At 70.1% G+C, this 21,305-nt stretch carries 13 protein-coding genes and 1 riboswitch; of the genes, 7 read left to right on the top strand and 6 right to left on the bottom strand.

The genetic code is table 11. The features are described 5' to 3' along the window. Window position 1: 1 nt before the first annotated feature. The 4 genes from ACIPEK_RS20425 to ACIPEK_RS20410 all read left to right on the top strand — a co-directional run bounded on the left by ACIPEK_RS20425 (window position 2) and on the right by ACIPEK_RS20410 (window position 6,216). Complete coding sequence (locus ACIPEK_RS20425) at window positions 2-2,785, top strand: DEAD/DEAH box helicase (protein ID WP_401998206.1); 2,784 nt, start codon at window positions 2-4, stop codon at window positions 2,783-2,785. Next, window positions 2,782-4,017: an SWIM zinc finger family protein gene (locus ACIPEK_RS20420; RefSeq protein ID WP_401997891.1), complete on the top strand. Its 1,236-nt coding sequence runs from the start codon at window positions 2,782-2,784 to the stop codon at window positions 4,015-4,017. The genes ACIPEK_RS20425 and ACIPEK_RS20420 overlap by 4 nt, the downstream gene beginning before the upstream one ends. 241 nt (window positions 4,018-4,258) lie before the next feature. After that, a complete protein-coding gene (locus tag ACIPEK_RS20415; RefSeq protein ID WP_401997888.1) occupies window positions 4,259-5,179 on the top strand; it encodes an LLM class flavin-dependent oxidoreductase in 921 nt (306 codons plus the stop codon). Window positions 5,180-5,349: 170 nt separating this feature from the next. Beyond that, window positions 5,350-6,216: a Cof-type HAD-IIB family hydrolase gene (locus tag ACIPEK_RS20410; RefSeq protein WP_401997885.1), complete on the top strand. Its 867-nt coding sequence runs from the start codon at window positions 5,350-5,352 to the stop codon at window positions 6,214-6,216. Window positions 6,217-6,270: 54 nt separating this feature from the next. Here ACIPEK_RS20410 and ACIPEK_RS20405 read toward each other — a convergent pair whose 3' ends face one another. The 5 genes from ACIPEK_RS20405 to hisC form a co-directional block, all read right to left on the bottom strand. Next, window positions 6,271-7,977 (bottom strand): GAF domain-containing sensor histidine kinase, encoded by a 1,707-nt coding sequence (locus ACIPEK_RS20405; protein ID WP_401997882.1) that lies wholly within the window; start codon window positions 7,975-7,977, stop codon window positions 6,271-6,273. Between the two features lie 57 nt (window positions 7,978-8,034). Further along, window positions 8,035-11,553, bottom strand: a complete 3,519-nt coding sequence (gene cydD / locus ACIPEK_RS20400) for a thiol reductant ABC exporter subunit CydD (RefSeq protein WP_401997879.1) — start codon at window positions 11,551-11,553, stop codon at window positions 8,035-8,037. A gap of 79 nt (window positions 11,554-11,632) precedes the next feature. Continuing rightward, window positions 11,633-12,634, bottom strand: coding sequence for a cytochrome d ubiquinol oxidase subunit II (cydB, locus tag ACIPEK_RS20395; RefSeq protein WP_401997876.1), 1,002 nt, complete (start codon window positions 12,632-12,634; stop codon window positions 11,633-11,635). 18 nt (window positions 12,635-12,652) lie between these two features. Next, the gene (locus ACIPEK_RS20390; protein ID WP_401997873.1) at window positions 12,653-14,161 is read right to left on the bottom strand and encodes a cytochrome ubiquinol oxidase subunit I; all 1,509 of its coding nucleotides are present in this window, start codon (window positions 14,159-14,161) and stop codon (window positions 12,653-12,655) included. A 306-nt stretch (window positions 14,162-14,467) separates the two neighbouring features. After that, window positions 14,468-15,547 carry a histidinol-phosphate transaminase gene (hisC, locus tag ACIPEK_RS20385; protein WP_401997870.1) on the bottom strand — a complete coding sequence of 360 codons (1,080 nt, stop codon included), beginning with the start codon at window positions 15,545-15,547 and terminating at the stop codon, window positions 14,468-14,470. A gap of 371 nt (window positions 15,548-15,918) precedes the next feature. Between hisC and ACIPEK_RS20380 the strand changes: the two genes are divergently transcribed. The 3 genes from ACIPEK_RS20380 (at window position 15,919) to ACIPEK_RS20370 (ending at window position 19,270) form a co-directional block, all read left to right on the top strand. After that, window positions 15,919-17,031, top strand: a complete 1,113-nt coding sequence (locus ACIPEK_RS20380) for a LacI family DNA-binding transcriptional regulator (RefSeq protein WP_093895110.1) — start codon at window positions 15,919-15,921, stop codon at window positions 17,029-17,031. Between the two features lie 173 nt (window positions 17,032-17,204). Further along, complete coding sequence (locus ACIPEK_RS20375; protein ID WP_401997867.1) at window positions 17,205-18,263, top strand: metallophosphoesterase; 1,059 nt, start codon at window positions 17,205-17,207, stop codon at window positions 18,261-18,263. A 182-nt stretch (window positions 18,264-18,445) separates the two neighbouring features. Beyond that, a complete protein-coding gene (locus tag ACIPEK_RS20370) occupies window positions 18,446-19,270 on the top strand; it encodes a hypothetical protein (RefSeq protein ID WP_401997864.1) in 825 nt (274 codons plus the stop codon). Window positions 19,271-19,362: 92 nt separating this feature from the next. Here the strand turns inward: ACIPEK_RS20370 and thiC are convergent, their stop codons facing one another. After that, window positions 19,363-21,177 carry a phosphomethylpyrimidine synthase ThiC gene (thiC, locus tag ACIPEK_RS20365; protein ID WP_401997861.1) on the bottom strand — a complete coding sequence of 605 codons (1,815 nt, stop codon included), beginning with the start codon at window positions 21,175-21,177 and terminating at the stop codon, window positions 19,363-19,365. Next, window positions 21,170-21,303: riboswitch (TPP riboswitch) on the bottom strand. Its footprint overlaps the gene before it by 8 nt. Window positions 21,304-21,305: the final 2 nt, after the last annotated feature.

Below are 21,305 nucleotides of genomic sequence, written 5' to 3'. Positions count from 1 at the left end.
CCTGCTCGACAACGGCTGGGCGGCGGTGTTCCTGCCCGGCGAGCCCGCCCGCCTCGGCCGGCTGCTGCTGTGGCAGCCCGCCGGGGCGGCCGCCGCCGAGGGCACGGCACCCACCGGTGTCGAGACCGACACGGCGGAACTGGTGCTGCCGCACGGCCGCTCGGTCAGGCGGCGCAAGGTGACGGGCCACGCGCTGCCCGCCGCCCTCGCCGTCGCCGCCCTGACCGGGGCGCGGCCACCGAATCCGTCCGCCGCCGCCTGGCAGGCCGCCGCCCGCCTCGCGCTCCGGCTGCTCGCCGACGGCCGCCTCCACCCCGCCCTCACCCCCGCCGGCTACGACACCTGGCAGGCGGGGCCTTTCACCGCCGCCCAGCGTCAGACCCTGGACGCCCTCGCCGCCGCGTTCCCGCCCCACGCCCACTGTCTGCCCGAGCCCGGCCCCCCTCCGGTGCGGATCGCCGAACCCGCCGCGCTGGTACGCCAGTTCTGCGACGCGGTCGCCGACGACCTGGTCCGCACCCCGGCCGCGCCGCTCGCCGTGGGGGCGCTGCCGTACGCCTGGCGCGAGACGCGTGCCGTACCCGCCCTGCGCGAGTGGGCCGAGGAGACCGCCGCCGCGTTCACCGCCGATGTCGGCGTCTCCTTGCGCGTCGACCCCCCGGAGGGACGGCGCCGAGTGTTCCGGGCCGTGCCGCAGCTGCACACCGCGGCGGATCCGGGGCTCGTCGTCGAGGCCGCCCGGCTGTGGAGCGAGCCGGACGAGGTGGAACGGCTGCTCGGCCCGCGCGCCGAGACCGAGACGCTGCTGGCGCTGCGCCGCGGAGCCCGCGCCTGGCCTCCGCTTCAGCGGCTGCTGAGGGACGCCGCTCCCGACGAACTCCGCCTGTCCGACGACGAGGCCCTCGACCTGCTGGGCGACGCCACCGACACACTGCGTTCGGCCGGCATCGACGTGCACTGGCCGCGCGAGCTGGTCAAGGCACTCACCGCGACCGCGGAGATCGGGCAGCGCACCGCCCCCGGCTCCAGTGCGGGCGGACTCCTCGACGCCGACGCACTCCTCGACTTCCGCTGGCAGATCTCGCTCGGCGGCGAGCCGCTCACCGAGGCCGAGATGGACGCCCTCGCCGAGACGCGCCGCCCTCTGGTCCGGCTGCGTGACCAGTGGGTGGTCGCCGACCCGAAGCTGGTTGCCCGCGTCAGGCGCCGCCGGATGGAACCGCTCACGCCCATGGAGGCGCTGAGCGCCACGCTGACCGGCGAGGTGGAAAGGGACGGCGAGCAGATCCCCTGTGAGGCGGTCGGCGCGCTCGGCGACCTCGTCGCCCGTATCCGCGATCCCGAGTCACGTACTCCCGCCCCGCAGCCCGCCGCGCTCAAGGCCATGTTGCGCGACTACCAGAGGCGGGGCCTCGCCTGGCTGGCCGAGATGTGCGAGCTCGGCCTCGGCGGCTGCCTCGCCGACGACATGGGCCTGGGCAAGACCATCACCCTTCTCGCCCTGCATCTGCACCGCCAGACCGACCCCGCGACCGCCGGCCCCACCCTCGTCGTCTGCCCAGCCTCCCTGCTCGGCAACTGGGAGCGCGAGGCGGCCCGGTTCGCGCCCTCCACTCCCGTGCGCCGCTACCACGGCGGCGAGCGCCACCTCGACGACCTGGCCGGCGACGAGATCGTCCTGGTCACCTACGGGGTGCTGCGCCGCGACCGCGAAGCCCTCGCCGAGACCGACTGGTCGCTGATCGCCGCGGACGAAGCGCAGCACGTCAAGAACCCCTACGCCGTCACCGCCCGCGAGCTGCGCGCCCTGCCCGCCCGCGCCCGCGTCGCCCTCACCGGCACGCCCGTGGAGAACAACCTCTCCGAGCTGTGGGCGCTCCTCGACTGGACCACTCCGGGGCTCCTCGGCCCCCTCGCGGCCTTCCGAGACCGGCACGCTCGCGCCATCGAGTCGGGCGAGGACCCCGAGGCCGCCGAACGCCTGTCCCGTCTCGTGCGCCCTTTCCTGCTGCGCCGCAGGAAGTCCGACCCTGGAATCGCGCCCGAGCTGCCGGCCAAGACCGAGACCGAGCGGGTCGTGGCGCTGACGGCCGAACAGGCTGGCCTCTACGAGGCGGTGGTCCGCGAGACCATGGCGAAGATCGCGGAATCCGAGGGCATCGCCCGCCGCGGTCTGGTGCTCAAGCTGCTGACCGGGCTGAAACAGATCTGCAACCACCCCGCCCAGTACCTGCGCCAGTCCACGCCGCTCGGCGGCCGCTCCGGCAAGCTCGACCTGCTCGACGAGCTGCTCGGCACCATCACCGCCGAGGGCGAGTCGGTGCTGGTCTTCACCCAGTACAAGCAGATGGCGACCCTCCTGGAGAAACATCTCGCCGAACGCGGCACCCCCACCCTCTTCCTGCACGGCGGCACCCCCGTCGCGCGGCGCGAGGAGATGGTGGAGCGCTTCCAGCACGGTGAGGTACCGGTGTTCCTGCTGTCGCTGAAGGCGGCGGGCACGGGACTCAACCTCACCCGCGCCACCCACGTCGTGCACTACGACCGCTGGTGGAACCCTGCGGTCGAGGACCAGGCCACCGACCGCGCCTACCGCATCGGCCAGAACAGGCCCGTCCAGGTGCACAAGCTCATCGCGGAGGGCACCGTAGAGGACAAGGTGGCGCAGCTGCTGGAGTCCAAGCGCGCGCTCGCCGACGCCGTCGTCGGCTCCGGCGAGGCCGCCCTGACCGAGCTGTCCGACGCCGACCTCGCCGAACTCGTCGCCCTGGGAAGGCAGTCATGACCCGCTCACTACCCGGCCAGCGCCGCGCACCCGCCCGCGGCAAGCGCGTCTTCGCCACGACCTGGTGGGGCCAGGCGTGGGTGACGGCCCTGGAGGACTCCACCCTGGACGCCGGACGCCTGTCCCGCGGACGTACCTACGCCCGTCAGGGCAAGGTCGGCCCAGCCGATGTCGCCCCGGGCCGGGTCAAGGCCGCCGTCCAGGGCAGCCGGCCGAGCCCGTACCGCTCCTCGGTCCGTCTGCCCGTCCTCACCGACACCCAGTGGGACACCCTGCTCGACACCGTCGCGGCCCGTGCCGGGCATCTGGCGGCGCTCCTCGACGGCGAGATGCCCGCCGAACTCGTCGACGACGCCCGCCAGGCGGGCGTCCCCCTTCTCCCTCAGCCCACCGAACTCGACCCGGACTGCTCCTGCCCCGACTGGGGATACCCCTGCAAACACGCCGCCGCGCTCTGCTACGCCATCGCCGCCGCCATCGACGCCGACCCGTTCGTGCTCTTCGCGCTGCGCGGCCGAGGCCGCGAGGAGGTCCTCGCCCAGCTGCGCACACGCCGTACGGTGCCCCGGCAGGCAGCCAGCCCGCCGGCCCCTACCGGCGTCCCGGCCTCCGCCGCGTACACCGACTGGGCCGAACACGCCCCCGGGCTGCCAGAACTCCCCGCACCGGCCGCCCACACCGCGACCCTGCCCGTAGCCCCACCACCCGGCAGCGGCCTGACCTCCACGGACCTGGAGCACCTCGTAGCCGACACCGCCTCACGCGCCGTACGGCTCCTCGCGGGTGACACCGCCGACCTGCACCTGACCCAGCACCAGGACACGGTGCGGATCGCCGCGTGCAGCCCCAGCCCCGAGTGGTTCCACCACCTGATCGTGAACACCGGCACCAGACCGACCGAGTTCGCCCGCCTCACCCGCGCCTGGCGCCACGGCGGCACGACGGGCCTCACCGTCGCCGAACAACCCCACACCCCAGCCCCGGCGACGATGTCGGCCGCCCGCGCCACTCTGACCACAGCCCTCACCGAGATGACCACCACACCCGGCCCTCTCCGGACCTGGCGCAACCGCCTCACCCTCACCGACCACGGCATCCAGCTGCGCCTGGGCCCCGACACCTGCTGGTACCCCTACCTCCAGGATGACAACGGCGAATGGTGGCCCGCGGCACCGGCCGATACCGACCCGATCACAGCGCTCACCGCGGTCTGGCAGCAGACCGAGGCGTGACACGAACGACAGGCCCGTGGACGGTGGGGCACAAGTCCACGTCACTCGCGCCTCGTTCATGCATCATGCGCTGACCTGCGAAACCGACCGGCACCCTGCTCTTGCGCACTCCGGTGACCGACTTCGCGACAGTGCTGCGGTCAGAGGCCGATGAGCCGGACCTTGCTGCCGCACAACCGGGACAAGTCGTCGACGTCGGACGTGAGGATGGCGACCTTCGGCCGCCGCGTAGGCTCTACCCATGCGTCTGAGCACCGTGATCCTTCCGATCTACCCCTGGGCCAAGGGGAAGAAAGTGTGGCAGCGAGCCGAGGAACTCGACTTCCACGCCGCCTACACCTATGACCACCTGTCGTGGCGGAGCTTCCGCGACCAGCCCTGGTTCGGTGCCGTACCCACCCTTACCGCTGCCGCCGCATCAACCGAGCGTATTCGTTTGGGAACGCTCGTGACGTCCCCCAACTTCCGGCACCCCGTCACGCTCGCCAAGGACCTCATCACGCTGGACGACGTCTCCGACGGACGCGTCACCCTCGGCATCGGCGCGGGCGGCAACGGCTTCGATGCCACGACGCTGCGCCGGAGCGACGAGGAGCCGTGGACCCCGCGGGAACGGGCCGACCACTTCGATGAGTTCGTACCACTGCTCGACCAGCTGCTGCGCGAGCCCTCGGTGACGTACGAAGGCCGGTTCTACACGGCGAACGAGGCCCGGAACATCCCCGGCTGTGTGCAGCGGCCCCGGCTGCCGTTCGCGGTGGCCGCCACCGGGCCGCGCGGGATGAAGCTCGCCGCGCGGTACGGCCAGGCCTGGGTCACCACGGGCGACCCGAAGCTGTACGAAGCGGGAACCCGGAAGCAGTCCGTCGAGGCCATCCGCGGGCAGCTCACCAAGCTGGGCACGGCCTGCGAGTCCGTCGGCCGGGATGTCGGTGAGCTGGACAAGATCCTTCTCACCGGTTTCACGCCGGACCGCCCGCTGCAGTCCTTGGACGCCTTCGTGGATTTCGCGGGCACCCACTTCGCACTGGGCTTCACGGAGATCGTCATTCACTCGCCGATCCCGGACTCCGACTTCGCGGCGGACGAGAAGGTCTTCGAGCGCATCGCCACCGAAGGCCTGGCCCAGCTCGGCCGCCGACAGGCCCAGCTCGGCCACTGACGGACCCGGCTCGACCGCCGACCGGACGGCCACGAGCGCCGATCGGCCCGGCACTACCGCTCGAGAACCACTGGCATATGTGCCAGGCATGTTCCGCTGGTCAGGGGCGCGCATCCTCATATGTGCGCCCCTCTGCACGCCCGTGCGCCTTCGTACGCGAGAATGGGCGCGTGACCTCAGCTACCGACTCGCCTTCTCCTGCCGCTCCCCGGCTGATCGCCACCGACCTGGACGGCACCCTGCTGCGCGACGACAAGACCGTCTCGGACCGTACGGTCGCCGCGCTCGCCGCCGCCGAGGAGGCCGGTATCGAGGTCTTCTTCGTCACCGGACGCCCGGCCCGCTGGATGGATGTCGTCAGCGATCACGTCCACGGACACGGCCTGGCGATCTGCGCGAACGGCGCCGCGGTCGCGGATCTGCATGCGGACGGCAAGCTGGTCAAGGTCCGCCCGCTGGAGCGCGACATCGCCCTCGACGTCGTGCACACACTGCGCGCCGCCACCCCCGGCGCCTCCTTCGCCGTCGAACTGACCACCGGCATCCACTACGAACCGGCCTACCCGCCCTTCCACCTGGACCCGGGTGCCACCGTCGCCATCGCCGAGAAGCTGCTCCACGAGGAGACGCCCGGTACCGGCGCCCCCGTGCTGAAGCTCCTCGCCCACCATGCCGAACGGGCCCCGGACGACTTCCTCGCCCTGGCCCGAACGGCAGCCGGCCACCGGGCCTCCTTCACCCGGTCCAGCCCCACGGCCCTGCTGGAAGTCAGCGGCCCCGGAGTCTCCAAAGCCAGCACCCTGGCGCTCTGCTGCGCCGAGCGCGGTATCTCGCCCGCCGAGGTCGTCGCCTTCGGCGACATGCCCAACGACGTGGACATGCTGCGCTGGGCGGGCACGTCGTACGCGATGGGCAACGCCCACCCCGCCGCAATCGCCGCCGCCTCCGGCCGGACCGCCACCAACGGCGACGACGGCGTCGCGGTAGTCATCGAGCGGATCCTCGCCGAGCGCCGGACGCCCGGCGCGGCACGCTGAGGCCCGCGCCCGGCAGCGTCCTCGCCGTCCGGGCCCCTGAGCGCCCGACCGCCCTCAGATCGGCGCCTCCCACACCACCGTCGTGCCGCCCCCGTCCTCCCCGATGCCGGGCCCGAACCAGCTCGCACCGCCAAGGGATTCCGCCCGGCGCGCCAGATTCCGCAGCCCGCTGCGCCGACCGCCCTCCGGGATGCCCACTCCGTCGTCGGCGACCGACAGCCGCACCGCGTCCCTCCCGTCGGGCAGTGTGACGGTTGCATCGACGACCACGTCGATCAACGACGCCTCGGCATGCCGGAAGGCATTGGACAGCGCCTCCCGCAGCGCAGCGATCAGGTTCTTGCCGGTCAGCTCGCCGACCAGCGAGTCGACCGGGCCGAGGAAGCGGTGCGAGGGCTTGAAGCCCAGCGGGACCGCCGCCATGTTGATCTCGCGCAGGACGCGGGTGCGCAGCCCGGACGGCGCCTCGGCCGGCTCCTGCTGCAGTGCGAAGATCGCGGTACGGATCTCCTGGATGGTCACGTCCAGTTCGTCGACCGCCCGGCCGACACCCGTCTGCACCTCGGGTACGACCGACCGGCGCTGGGCGCTCTCCAGCATCATCCCGGTGGCGAACAGCCGCTGGATGACCAGATCGTGCAGATCGCGGGCGATCCGGTCGCGGTCCTCGTACACCGCGAGCCGCTCCCGGTCCCGCTGCGCCTCGGCCATCATCAGCGCGAGTGCGGCCTGCGAGGCGAACTGGGTGGCAAGGGTCCGTTCCGTCTCCGTGAACGGCCTCTCGCCGCGGGCGCGAGGGGTGGCGAGCGCGCCCAGCACCCGGCCACCGCTGTGCAGGGGCAGCAGCATGCTGGGGCCGAACCGGTGGGCCAGCATGGTGACCATGCGGGGATCGGTGGCCGAGTCGTCCACGAAGACCGCCTCGCCGTCCAGCAGCTTCGTAACCACCGGGCTCTCCGGCCCGATGATCGCCCCCAGCTGGCCAGAGGGGTTGTCCGCGGAGACGGCGACGATCTCCAGACCGCCCTCCTCGGCCGGCAGCAGCACGATCCCGGCGGCGGACGCGGCAAGATGGCGGGCCTGTTCGGCGACGACGGAGAGCGCGTCGTCGGCGTCACCGCCGGACAGCAGGGCGGTGGTCACGGCCACCGAGCCGTCGATCCACCGCTCGCGCTGGCGTGCCGCCTCGTACAGCCGGGCGTTGCCGATGGCGATCCCGGCCTCCGTGGCGAGCACCCGCACCATGTGCAGGTCGTAGTCGTTGAACTCGCCCCCGTCGTCCTTCTCGGCCAGATAGAGATTTCCGAAGATCTCTCCCTGTACCCGGATCGGGACGCCGAGGAAGCTCCGCATCGGCGGATGGCCGGGCGGGAATCCAGCGAACCTCGGATCGGCCGTCAGATCGGCGAGCTTCACCGGTACCGGGTCGTGGATCAGTGCACCGAGCAGCCCCCGGTGCCCGTCGGGGCGGCGGCCGATCTCGTGCGCCACCTCGTCCGAAACTCCGTACGTGACGAAATCCGAGAGCCCCGCACCCTCCTCGTCGACGACGCCGATGGCGGCGTAGCGGGAGTGGGCGAGTTCCGCCGCGGTCTCACAGATCCGGTCGAGGGTGGAGTGCAGTTCGAGGCCCGTGCCGACCGAACGCATGGCTTCCAGCAGCTGCGGTACACGGGCGGTGAGTTCGGTGGACAGGCCCTGCAGGCTGCGTGTCGCCTGTGTCGCGGCTTCGAGTGAGTCCTTCGGGTCCTGCTCTGGCATACCCCGAGACTAGTTAGTCCTTATTGGGGAGGAAAGTCGGCTATCGTGCCGCTCGGCTCATGCCCGTACGCCCACGGCGTCCCCGGGCACCCGTACGGTCTCCCGCTCGCGCTCCAACATCCGGCGCAGCGGCCCGTCCTCAGCGGCGAGAGCGGCGTACGGTCCCCGCTGCACGACCCGGCCTGCATCCAGCACCACCACCTCGTCGACGGCTTCGAGCCCTTGGAGGCGATGGGTGATCAGCACCGTCGTGCGCCCCCGGGTGGCGGCCAGCAGGTCCGCGGTCAGTGCGTCCGCGGTCGCCAGGTCGAGATGTTCCGCGGGCTCGTCCAGAACGAGTACGGGAAAGTCTGCGAGGATCGCCCGGGCCAGGGCGAGGCGCTGGCGCTGGCCGCCGGAGAGACGTGCGCCGTGTTCGCCGACAAGGGTGTCGAGCCCGTCGGGCAGCGCCTCGGCCCAGTCGAGCAGCCGTGCCCGGTCGAGCGCGGCCCGTAGTTCCTCGTCCGTCGCACCGGTACGGGCCAGTCGCAGGTTCTCCCGGATGGAACTGTCGAAGATATGGGCGTCCTGGGCGCACAGCCCGACGAACTGCCGGACCGTGTCCCCCTCCAGTGCGGAGGCATCGACACCGCCGATCCGGTACGTCCCCGCCTGTGCGTCCAGGAAGCGGAGCAGGACCTGCGCGAGGGTCGTCTTCCCGGAGCCGGAGGGACCGACGACGGCGATGCGCCGGCCGGCCGTCAGCCTCAGGTCGACGGAGTCCAGGGCGTCCCGCTCCGCTTGCGCGTACCGGGCCGACAGCCCCCGTACCTCCAGCGGGAAGGGCGATCCGGGTGTCTCGGCCGGGCTGCCGGGTTCGTGCACGGGCAGTGGGGCGTCCAGCACCTCGTACACCCGCTCCGCACTCCGCTTGACCCGCTGCCGGTATTGCACGGCGAGCGGCAGACCGGTCACGGCCTCGAAGGCGGCCAGCGGCGTGAGTACCACCACCGCGAGCTCCACGCCCGCGAGCCGCCCGTCGTACACGGCGGGAAGGGCGACGAGTGCGGTGGCGACGACGGTGAGGCCGCCGATCAGAGCGATGAGACCGCTGCCGAGCGCGGTGGCGGTGGCCGCGCGGGCGGCGATGCGGGTCAGGACGCCGTCGGCCTCCCGGATCCGCTCCGAGCGGGCGGGCAGGGCGCCCGCGACGGTCAGTTCGGCGGTCCCGCCGAGCAGGTCCGTGATCCGGGTGGCCAGATCGGCACGCGCGGGGGCCAGTTGGCGTTCTGCGTGGCGGGAGCAGGCGCCGCTGACCAGCGGCACTCCCGCTCCGGCCAGCAGCAGTCCGGCGGCCAGCACGACGCCTGCCGCAGGCAGCATCCAGCCGATGAATCCGGCGGTCGCCGCCCCCACGACGACGGCGGTCCCGACGGGCAGCAGCCAGCGCAGCCAGTAGTCCTGCAAGGCGTCGACGTCGGCGACGAGCCGGGAGAGCAGGTCCCCGCGCCGGGTGCGGCGCAGACCGGCCGGCGCGATGCGCTCCAGCCCTCGGTAGACCGCGACGCGCAGCTCGGCGAGCATCTTGAGCACGGCGTCGTGCGACACCAGGCGCTCGGCGTATCGGAAGACGGCTCGTCCGAGGCCGAAGGCGCGGGTCGCGGTCACGGCGACCATCAGATAGAGCACCGGGGGCTGCTCGGAAGCACGGGAGATCAGCCAGCCGGAGACGGCCAAGAGCCCGACGGCCGAGCCCAGGGCGAGGCTTCCCAGCAGCAGCGCGAGCGCCAGCTGTCCGCGCTGTGCCCCTGCGGCCTCCCTGACTCGGGCCAGGACCTGACCCGAGCGGGCCGCGGTGTCCCGCAACACCCCGGGCTCCGGCACAGCGTCACTCTCGCCGACGGGTGCGCTCATCGACCGTGGCACCGCGGCGAACGCCTCGGGCTTCTCCGGCCGAAGTGACACGCCCGGTTCCAGTGTCACCACCCGGTCGGCCACCGAGAGCAGCGCCGGGCGGTGCACGACCAGCAGCACGGTCCGCCCCGCCGCCAGCCTCCGTACCGCCTCGACGATGCCCGCTTCCGTCTCGCCGTCCAGGCTCGCGGTCGGCTCGTCGAGCAGCAGCAGCGGCCGGTCGGCGAGGAAGGCCCGCGCAAGCGCGAGGCGCTGGCGCTGGCCGGCGGAGAGGCCCGCACCGTCCTCGCCGAGGAGCGTCTGCGCGCCGTCCGGCAGTTCCGCCACGAAGTCGTACGCCCCCGCGTCCCGCAGCGCCGCAGTCACGGCGCCGTCATCCGCGTCCGGCCGGGCCAGCCGTACGTTCTCCGCGATCGTGCCGGCGAAGAGATACGGGCGCTGCGGCACCCAGGCGATCCGTTCCCGCCAGTGTTCGGGTGCCAGCGTCGCCAGATCGACGCCGCCGATCCGCACCCGCCCCTCGTCGGGTGCCGTGAATCCCAGCACCACATCGAGCAAGGTGGACTTCCCGACGCCGCTCGGGCCGACCAGGGCAACGGTCTCCCCCTCGTCCACCACCAATGAGGCCCCGTCCAGCGAAGCTTCGGTACGGCCTTCGTGCCGTACGGTCACTCCCTCAAGCTCCAGCCGCAGCGACTCCGGAATGTCCTGCGTACCGCCCGGCCGGGGCTCGGTCTCCAGGACCGAGAAGATCTCCTCCGCGGCCGAGAGCCCCTCAGCGGCCGCGTGGTACTGCGCGCCGACCTGGCGGATCGGCAGATAGGCCTCGGGCGCCAGGATCAGCACCACCAGGCCGGTGTAGAGGTCGAGTTCGCCGTGCACGAGCCTCATGCCGATGGTGACGGCGACGAGGGCCACCGACAGGGTCGCCAACAGCTCCAGGGCGAAGGACGACAGGAACGCGATCCGCAGCGTCCGCAGCGTGGCCCGCCGGTACTGCGAGGTAATGGTGCGGATGGATTCGGCCTGGGCCTTGGCCCGGCCGAAGACCTTCAGCGTCGGCAGGCCGGCGACCACGTCGAGGAAGTGCCCGGAGAGCCGGGACAACAGCCGCCACTGGCGGTCCATCCGCGACTGGGTGGCCCAGCCGATCAGGATCATGAAGAGCGGGATGAGCGGCAGCGTGACCACGATGATCGCTGCCGAGACCCAGTCCTCGGTGACGATCCTGGCAAGGACCGCCACCGGGACAACCACGGCGAGTCCGAGCTGCGGCAGATAACGCGCGAAGTAGTCGTCGAGGGCGTCGACCCCACGGGTGGCAAGCGCCACCAGGGAGCCTGTGCGCTGTCCGCTCAGCCAGCCGGGCCCGAGCGCCGCGGCCCGCTCCAGCAGCCGGCCGCGGAGTTCGGACTTGACCGCCGCGCTGGCCCGGTACGCGGCCAGTTCGGTCAGCCACGAGACCAGCCCCCGGCCGAGCGCGACGGCCGCGAGCATGATCAGCGGAGTCCGCAGCCCGGAGACGGCCAGTCCGTCCTCGAACCCGCCCACCACCACTTCGGCGATAAGCATGGCCTGGGCGATGACCAGCGCCGCCCCGACGACTCCGAGTGCCACCACGGCTGCCAGGAAGAGGCGGGTGGCGCGGGCGTAGCGGAGCAGGCGCGGGTCGATCGGTTTCACGTGAAACAGCCCCCAGTGAGCTCGGTCGGCGGACCAGGGCCTGTCCGGCGGATCAGGGTCGGGCAGGCCCCAGGTGCGTTCAGTGCGCTTCGGCGATGTGCTGCGTACCGATGCGCTTACGGAACACCCAGTACGTCCAGCCCTGGTAGAGCAGGACGACCGGGGTGGCGATCCCCGCGCACCAGGTCATGATCTTGAGCGTGTACGGGGTGGACGAGGCGTTGGTGACCGTGAGGCTCCAGGCGTCGTTCAGCGAGGACGGCATGACGTTCGGGAAGAGCGTCAGGAAGAGCATCGCGACCGCGGCCACGATGGTCACGCCGGAGAGCGCGAACGACCAGCCCTCACGTCCCGCCGCGATCGCGCCGATCGCACCGACCAGTGCCACCACGGCGATGAACATCGCCAGCAGGCTCCAGCCGTCGCCGTTGTCGATCTGGGTCCAGATCAGGAAGCCGAGTGCGAGCACCGCGGTGACCGGCCCGAGCTTCAGCGCCAACTTGCGCGCCCGCTCCCGGATGTCCCCGACGGTCTTGAGCCCCGCGAACACGGCACCGTGGAAGGTGAAGAGGGTGAGCGTGACCAGTCCGCCGAGGATGGCGTACGGGTTGAGCAGGTCCCAGAAGGTGCCCACGTACTCCATGTCGGCGCCGATCTTCACGCCGCGCACGATGTTGCCGAAGGCCACGCCCCAGAGCAGGGCCGGGATCAGCGAGGTCCAGAAGATCGCGTGTTCCCAGTTGGTCTGCCACTTCTCCTCGGGACGCTTCGACCGGTACTCGAAGGCGACACCTCGCACGATCAGGCAGACCAGGATGATCAGAAGCGGCAGGTAGAAGCCGGAGAACAGGGTGGCGTACCACTCGGGGAAGGCGGCGAAGGTCGCACCGCCCGCGGTGAGCAGCCACACTTCGTTGCCGTCCCAGACGGGCCCGATCGTATTGATCAGAACCCGCCGCTCCTTGCGGTCACGGGCCAGCAGCTTGGTCAGGACACCGATCCCGAAGTCGAATCCCTCCAGGAAGAAGTAGCCGGTCCAGAGGACGGCGATGAGTACGAACCAGACGTCGTGGAGTTCCATCTCTCAGCTCCTCTGCTCTCAGTAGGAGAAGGCCATCGGCCGGTCGGCGTCATCATGGTCGCCGCCGATCTTGGTGGGCGGGTTGAGGTCGGCCTCCGTGAGCTCCGGCGGTCCGGCCTTGATGTACTTCACGAGCAGCTTGACCTCGATCACCGCGAGGGCGGCATAGAGCAGAGTGAAGCCGATCATCGAGGTGAGCACCTCGGCCTGCGAGACGCCGGGGGAGACCGCGTCGCGGGTCTGGAGCACGCCGTAGACGACCCATGGCTGACGGCCCATCTCGGTGAAGATCCAGCCCCAGGAGTTGGCGATCAGTGGGAAGAGCAGCGTCCAGAGCGCGACGATCCAGTAGCACTTGGCGAACTTCGGGCTGAGGGCCTTGTTCTTGAAGAGGACCAGATGGGGCACTTCGTCCTCACCGGTCCTCATCCCCGGCGGCAGCATGAACTTCCTTCGCGTCAGCCACAGTCCGAGGATGCCGAGGGCGAAGGACGCCATTCCGAAGCCGATCATCCAGCGGAAGCTCCAGAAGGCGACCGGAATGTTGGGCCGGTAGTCACCAGGACCGAACTTCTCCTGCTCGGCCTTGTTGATGTCATTGATGCCGGGGACGTACGAGGTGAAGCTGTCGTCCGCAAGGAAGGACAGTACCCCCGGGATGGAGATCTCCACGGTGTTGTGGCCCTTGGCCACATCGCCGACCGCGAAGATCGAGAAGGGTGCCGAGTCCTGCCCCTCCCAGAGCGCCTCGGCGGCGGCCATCTTCATCGGCTGCTGCTTGAACATGACCTTGCCGAGCTGGTCACCGCTGATGGCGGTGAGAAGTCCGGCGATCACCACGGTGACCAGTCCGAGCCGCAGCGAGGTCCGCATCACCGGGATGTGCTTCTTGCGCGCCAGATGGAAGGCGGCGATACCGACCATGAACGCGCCTCCGACCAGGAAGGCGGCGGTGATGGTGTGGAAGAACTGGGCGAGCGCGGTGTTCTGGGTGAGCACATGCCAGAAGTCGGTGAGCTCGGCCCGGCCGCGCTCCTTGTTGATCCGGTAACCGACCGGGTGCTGCATCCAGGAGTTGGCCGCCAGGATGAAGTACGCGGACAGGATGGTCCCGATGGAGACCATCCAGATGCAGGCGAGATGGATCTTCTTCGGCAGCTTGTCCCAGCCGAAGATCCACAGTCCGATGAACGTGGACTCGAAGAAGAAGGCGATCAGTGCCTCGAACGCGAGCGGGGCACCGAAGATGTCGCCGACGAACCGCGAGTAGTCGGACCAGTTCATACCGAACTGGAACTCCTGGACGATGCCGGTGACGACACCCATGGCGATGTTGATCAGGAAGAGTTTGCCCCAGAATTTCGTCGCCCTGAGGTACTTCTCGTTGTTCGTCCGGACCCAGGCGGTCTGCAGGCCGGCGGTGAGCGCAGCGAGAGAGATCGTCAGTGGGACGAACAGGAAGTGGTAGACGGTGGTGATACCGAACTGCCATCGCGCCAGTGTCTCCGGCGCCAGAGCTAGCTCCACGTCGTCTTCTCCTTAAGTCGCCGTAGCCACACCGGCAGTTTGCCCTTTTAATCCGACTAATCATGGGAGGAAACAGGACACGCTTGTGAACGCGTTCACATTCACAAGCAATTATGACGCACAGACTTTCGGGACGTTCGGGCGGGGTACCCCTCTTGGGACGTTTCGATCAATCCCCCCGAAGCAGACACGCGGAAGCGCCGCGTTCCGGGCACATCTCAGGCCGCGAACGCAAAGGCCCCGCACCTCGGCGAGCGAGGTACGGGGGCCTGGGCCTTCCGGTGTGCGCAGGCGGCCTGCGCCGCTCTACAGCTCCTTGCGGTACGACTCCGTCACCTTCAGGAACAGATCGTTCGCCTCGTCCTCCCCGATCGAGACCCGCACGCCCTCGCCCGCGAACGGCCTGACCACCACGCCGGCCCGCTCACACACCGCGGCGAAGTCGGCAGTACGGTCCCCGAGCCGCAGCCAGACGAAGTTCGCCTGGGACTCCGGCACGGTCCACCCCTGGTCCACCAGCGTCCGCTGCACCCGCTCGCGCTCGCACACCAAGGACCCGACCCTCCCCAGGAGTTCGTCCTCGGCGCGCAGCGAGGCCACCGCCGCGTCCTGCGCGAGCTGGCTGACCCCGAAGGGCACCGCCGTCTTGCGCAGCGCGGCCGCCACCGGCTCGTGAGCCACGGCGAAACCGACTCGCAGACCGGCCAGGCCGTACGCCTTGGAGAACGTCCGCAGCACCGCCACATTGGGCCGGTCCCGGTAGATCTGGATGCCGTCCGGCACCTCGGCGTCGCGGATGAACTCCCGGTACGCCTCGTCGAGCACCACCAGGACATCGCCCGGCACCCGGTCCAGGAACCGCTCCAGCTCGGCCCGGCGCACAACGGTGCCGGTCGGGTTGTTCGGGTTGCAGACGAAGATCATCCGGGTGCGGTCCGTGATCGCGTCCGCCATCGCGTCGAGGTCGTGCACCTCACCGCCGGTCAGCGGAACCTTCACCGAGGTCGCACCGCTGACCTGCGTGATGATCGGGTACGCCTCGAAGGAGCGCCAGGCGTAGATGACCTCGTCACCCGGGCCCGAGGTGGCCTGGAGCAGCTGCTGCGCCACACCGACCGAGCCGGTTCCGGTGGCGAGGTGCGAGACGGGTACACCGAAACGGTCGGCCAGCTCGTTCATCAGACCGGTGCAGGCCATGTCCGGATAGCGGTTGAAGTTCGCAGCCGCGGCCAGGGCGGACTCCATCACCCCGGGCAGCGGCGGATACGGGTTCTCGTTGGAGGACAGCTTGAACGCAACCGGTCCGCCCGCGGCAGCCGGCTTGCCCGGTACATAGGCGGGAACGCCGTCCAGCTCGGCGCGCAGCTTGGGGCTCGTCTCGCTCACCGCAGGTCCTCCTCGACCGTCTGTACACATCAATACTGCTCACCTTATGAGGATTGGTCGCTGCTGCGAATGGCCGGAACGTCCAATCGTCCGGTGCGACCGGGAATGTGGGGGAGCGTTTTCCTCCCTGACGTGCGCCGGTGGCTCACTCCGTGGCGCGCGTCCCTCGAAGAGGTGAGATGAGACCTCTTCGAGACATCGGCCATTTAGTAGGCCCATCGGGTTCGATGCATGACACATCACGACCGATCCCACCAACATCCTTGGTTTGCAAGGCATTTGGCACTTACTGATCATGCAGAAACGTGCCTGTCAACAAGTGAATATGCGACCGGGTCGACCTCCCGTCCGCGCCCTACTATCGGCTCGCCATGACAGCAGCAGGGAAACACCAGGTGAGCCGGGCGGAGACACCCCGGCGCGGCGGCCGGCAAGGACGAGCGGGAATCCGGGATGTGGCCGCCGCCGCCGGGGTCTCCATCACGACCGTCTCCGACGCGCTCAACGGCAAGGGCAGGCTCCCGGACGCCACCCGCCGCCATGTCCGCGAGGTCGCAGAGCGCCTGGGCTACCGCCCTTCCGCCGCGGCCCGAACCCTCCGTACCGGCAAGTCCGGCCTCATCGGCCTGACCGTGACGACCTACGGGGACGAACCTTTCACCTTCACCGAATTCGCCTACTTCGCCGAGATGGCCAGAGCGGCCACCTCCGCCGCGCTCGCCCGCGGCTACGCCCTCGTCATCCTGCCCGCCACCTCACGCCACGACGTCTGGTCGAACGTCGCTCTCGACGGCACCGTCGTGATCGACCCCTCCGACCAGGACCCGGTCGTCACGGAGCTTGTACGCCAGGGGCTGCCCGTCGTCTCGGACGGCCGGCCGGCCGGAACCCTCCCGGTCACCGCCTGGGTCGACAACGACCACCGGGCCGCCGTGCTCGACCTCCTCGACCATCTCGCCGCCGCCGGCGCCCGCCGCATCGGCCTGCTCACCGGCACCACCACCGACACGTACACCCGTCTCTCCACCACCGCGTACCTCCATTGGTGCGAGCGCGTGGGACAGGCCCCGGTGTACGAGTCCTACCCCGCCCACGACCCGTGCGCGGGTGCGGTCGCCGCCGACCGGCTGCTCGCCCGCCCGGACCGGCCCGACGCCGTCTACGGGCTCTTCGACCCCAATGGAACCGATCTGCTGGCGGCCGCCCGCCGGTACGGTCTGCGCGTCCCCGAGGACCTTCTGCTGGTCTGCTGCAGCGAGTCCACCGTGTACGCGACGACCGAGCCCCCCATCACCACACTCTCGCTCAAGCCGCGCAGAATCGGCACGGCGGTCGTCCAGCTCCTGATCGACGCCATCGAAGGTGTGAAGCACGACGGACCGGTGGAGCAGGTCATACCGACAGAGCTCATCGTCCGGACGTCCTCGCAACGCCGTCCGCCCCGCACCACGGTCAGCGCACCGCGCTCCCCCGCCGGGGATTGATCGGGCGATTTCGGACCAAACGGCCGGTGAACCTGATGTGCGCCCGGATTCACCACCCCTGGTGCGTCACACAGCACGATCCGCATTCCTATGATGGGCGCACGACACCGCGGACCGCCCCGACCAGCAGGGCCCGTCAGGTGTACGGCGGCGCGACGGTGGTGGAGGGGTCGATGACACAGGGGGCCGGTCAGGAACCCGTGGTGCGGACTGCGACGTTGCGCGACTTCCGCGTACCGCCCTATGCGCAGACTCCGGTGCCACCTTCACCGCCGCACCCGGGCAATGCCGTTCCGGGAGACGAGCTGCCGGAGGGGTACACACCCACCGCGCGCGACCTTCCCGTGATCAACCGCGGCGACACGGTCCAAGTGCGGGCCGTCCCCGACCCGCGGCCCGTACCGGAGCCAGGCCTCGGGCCGCTGTACGTCGTCGGCGATGTCCACGGCTATCTGGACGAACTCCACACCGCCCTCGCCGAACAGGGCCTCATCGACGCCGAGGGCAACTGGTCCGCGGGCAATGCCCGGCTCTGGTTCCTCGGCGACTTCACCGACCGGGGCCCCGACGGCATCGGCGTCATCGACCTCGTGATGCGCCTCTCCGCCGAGGCCGCGGCCGCGGGCGGCTACTGCAAGGCCCTGATGGGCAATCACGAACTCCTGCTCATCGGCGCCAAGCGGTTCGGCGACACCCCGGTCAACTCCGGTGCGGGTACAGCCACCTTCCAGGCCGCCTGGCTGCTCAACGGCGGCCAGAAGAACGACATGGAGCGTCTTCAGGACGTCCACCTCCAGTGGATGTCACGGCTCGACGCGATCGTCGAGGAGGACGGGCATCTGCTGATGCACTCCGACACGACGGCGTACCTCGACTACGGCGCCACCATCGAGGACGTCAACGACACCGTGCACGCCATTCTCACGCGTAACGACGCCGATGAGTGCTGGGACCTCTTCCGGAAGCTCACCAAGCGGTTCGCCTTCCGCGACGAGGCAGGACCGCAGGCCGTCCGGGAGCTGATGTCGGCCTACGGCGGTCAGCGCATCGTCCATGGTCACAGCCCCATTCCGTACCTTCTCGGCGAGGTCGGCTCGGAGGACGGCGAGGACGGCTCCGGCCCCGTGGTCGAAGGCCCGCACGTGTACGCGGACGGGCTCGCCATCGCCATGGACGGTGGAGTGACCATGGCCGGAAAGCTACTGGTCGTCCAACTGCCCCTGCATGACTGACGTTCTTCTGGGAAGACGCATCCACGACCTGACCACGCAGACCGCTGGGCCGATTTCCGGAAACCCCCTGTCACCCCGTGCCGTGGGCGCTCTACCATCGGCGTATCAGTAGCAGGCTCTCCTCCGTTTCCGCCCAACTGCCCGGTCCAAGCGGGTACTCAGGCCCTACGGAGCATCGGGGGATGCAGATGAACAGCGCTCCGCACCTACTGACCGAGGACCGCCCCGAGTACGAGCGGATCCTCGACGACGCACTGCGTCACGCCCATGAACGACCGGATCTGGCCGCAGTCGGCGAGCGGCTCAATGCCGTGCAGCTGCGCACCATGGCGCTGGACGCCACGTCGCTGATCACCGCGACGGCCGCCACCGAGTACGAGCACTATGTGAAGGCCCGCGAAGAGCTGCGCGGACCGGCCGAAGGAGCAGGCCAGGATTCGGGCCCCGGGTCCGGCACTGACGGCCCGAACCAGTCGGGTGCCGGCATAGGAGCCGTCGTCACGGTCCTGGCGCCCGTGCTGGCCGGCACGGCCGCGTTCATATTCCTGCTGTCCGGCTATCTGCTGAGGCTGCTCAATCCGCCGCCGTCCTTCGCCTCCACCATGGTCGCCGCGGGCTGGTTCTTCGCGGCGGTCATGGCCGCCGCCATCCTGGCCGCCGCCGGCGGACTGCTCATCACCGCGCTGCGCAACGGGTCGACGTCGCAGCCCGCCGAGGATGCCGAGAACGAGTTGCCGGAGGATGTGGCGCGTGCCAGAGAGGCATGGCGCCACGCACTGCTGGAGCGCGGCATACTGCCGTTCCTGCGGGACGCGCTCGCCGACCCCGACGCCGGCCCCGCGTCGCGCACACCGCATCGTTCGGCGAACCGCATCCCGAAGATCGGCTACAGCCGGCCGGACTTCACCAGCCCGGACGACGGCCCGGCGGCGGGCCCCCGCCCGACATTCACCAGCCCGGACTTCACCAGCCCCGACTTCGGCGGCCCCGAGCACGAACTGGACTGACCGGGTCCGGGCACCGGGCCCGTACCGACGACGGGGCGCCGTCCCGAGAAGCCCTGGCCGCTCGGGACGGTGTCCTGTTGTGCGCGTCCTGCTCAGTCCGCGATCGGCAGATAGACCCGGTTGCCGGCCGCCGCGAACTCCTTGGACTTCTCCGCCATGCCCGCGTCGATCTCCGCCTGGGAACCGCCGTGTTCACGACGGATGTCCTGGGAGATCTTCATCGAGCAGAACTTCGGGCCGCACATCGAGCAGAAGTGCGCCGTCTTCGCCGGCTCGGCCGGCAGCGTCTCGTCGTGGAACTCCCGAGCCGTGACCGGGTCGAGGGCCAGATTGAACTGGTCCTCCCAGCGGAATTCGAAACGGGCGTCGGAGAGCGCGTCGTCCCAGTCCTGCGCCCCCGGGTGCCCCTTGGCGAGGTCCGCCGCATGGGCCGCGATCTTGTACGTGATGACGCCGGTCTTCACATCGTCCCGGTTGGGCAGGCCGAGGTGCTCCTTGGGCGTGACGTAGCAGAGCATCGCCGTGCCCCACCAGGCGATCATCGCCGCACCGATGCCCGAGGTGATGTGGTCGTACGCCGGGGCGACATCGGTGGTCAGCGGACCGAGCGTGTAGAACGGCGCCTCCTCGCAGATCTCCTGCTGCAGGTCGATGTTCTCCTTGATCTTGTGCATCGGGACATGGCCCGGGCCCTCGATCATGGTCTGGACGCCGAACCGCTTGGCGATCGTGTTCAGCTCACCGAGCGTGCGCAGTTCGGCGAACTGGGCCTCGTCGTTGGCGTCGGCGATCGAGCCGGGACGCAGCCCGTCGCCCAGCGAGTACGTCACGTCGTACGTGGCGAGGATCTCGCAGAGCTCCTCGAAGTGCTCGTACAGGAACGACTCCTTGTGGTGCGCTAGGCACCAAGCCGCCATGATCGAGCCGCCGCGGGAGACGATGCCGGTCTTGCGGCGGGCGGTCAGGGGGACGTACGGCAGGCGCACGCCGGCGTGGACCGTCATGTAGTCGACGCCCTGCTCAGCCTGCTCGATGACGGTGTCCTTGTAGATCTCCCAGGTCAGCTCCTCGGCCCGCCCATCGACCTTTTCGAGGGCCTGGTAGAGGGGAACGGTGCCGATCGGCACGGGGGAGTTGCGCAGAACCCACTCACGGGTGGTGTGAATGTTGCGGCCGGTGGAAAGGTCCATGACCGTGTCGGCGCCCCAGCGCGTCGCCCATGTCATCTTCTCCACCTCCTCCTCGATGGAGGACGTCACCGCGGAGTTGCCGATGTTGGCATTGACCTTCACCAGGAACCGCTTGCCGATGATCATCGGCTCGATCTCGGGGTGGTTGACGTTGGCCGGCAGCACGGCCCGGCCTGCGGCGATCTCCTCGCGCACCACCTCGGGTTCGATGTTCTCCCGGATTGCCACGTACTCCATCTCCGGGGTGATCTCGCCCCGGCGGGCGTACGCGAGCTGGGTCACCAGCTGCCCGTCCCGGCTTCGTCGGGGCAGGCGCGGGCGGCCGGGGAAGACCGCGTCGAGGTTGCGCAGCCCTTCCCCAAGCTCTCCGCTTCGCTCGAGCAGGGGAGACCCCATTCGCGGCGAGGTGTGCTTGAGCCCGTCGTCCTCGGGGCGGGCGGGGCGGCCCGGGTACTCCTCGGTGTCGCCGCGCGCGATGATCCAGCTCTCGCGCAACGGTGCGAGCCCGCGACGGACATCGGTCTCGGTGGTGGGATCGGTGTACGGGCCCGACGTGTCGTACAGCGCCACGTCCTTGCCGTTGGTGAGGTGCACCTGACGGACCGGCACCCGGAGGTCCGGGCGTGAGCCCTGGACGTATCCCTTGTGCCAGCCGATGGACTTCCCGGCCTCGTCGCTCTGGTTCGAGGCAGGCGTGCGTGCGTCCGATGTGGTCATGAGACCTACTCCCTACGCCGGCATTACCCGGTAACAGGTTCGGCGGTCGGCGCAGCCTCTCCCGTACGGATGTACGGATATCAGCGCCCTCTCAGCCCGGTGCTCCGAGCTCCCGCGTGTGCAAAGGT

Source organism: Streptomyces sp. NPDC088246 (genome assembly GCF_044741025.1).
GTDB lineage: Bacteria > Actinomycetota > Actinomycetes > Streptomycetales > Streptomycetaceae > Streptomyces.
This window is presented reverse-complemented; position numbering and strand designations above follow the sequence as displayed.

Excerpts from the sequence above, each read along its gene's own strand:
- ACIPEK_RS20420 (WP_401997891.1), top strand. The coding sequence starts at position 2,782 with ATGACCCGCTCACTACCCGGCCAGCGCCGCGCACCCGCCCGCGGCAAG.
- ACIPEK_RS20415 (WP_401997888.1), top strand. The coding sequence starts at position 4,259 with ATGCGTCTGAGCACCGTGATCCTTCCGATCTACCCCTGGGCCAAGGGG.
- ACIPEK_RS20405 (WP_401997882.1), bottom strand. The coding sequence starts at position 7,977 with ATGCCAGAGCAGGACCCGAAGGACTCACTCGAAGCCGCGACACAGGCG.
- cydB (WP_401997876.1), bottom strand. The coding sequence starts at position 12,634 with ATGGAACTCCACGACGTCTGGTTCGTACTCATCGCCGTCCTCTGGACC.
- ACIPEK_RS20380 (WP_093895110.1), top strand. The coding sequence starts at position 15,919 with ATGACAGCAGCAGGGAAACACCAGGTGAGCCGGGCGGAGACACCCCGG.
- ACIPEK_RS20375 (WP_401997867.1), top strand. The coding sequence starts at position 17,205 with ATGACACAGGGGGCCGGTCAGGAACCCGTGGTGCGGACTGCGACGTTG.
- ACIPEK_RS20370 (WP_401997864.1), top strand. The coding sequence starts at position 18,446 with ATGCAGATGAACAGCGCTCCGCACCTACTGACCGAGGACCGCCCCGAG.
- thiC (WP_401997861.1), bottom strand. The coding sequence starts at position 21,177 with ATGACCACATCGGACGCACGCACGCCTGCCTCGAACCAGAGCGACGAG.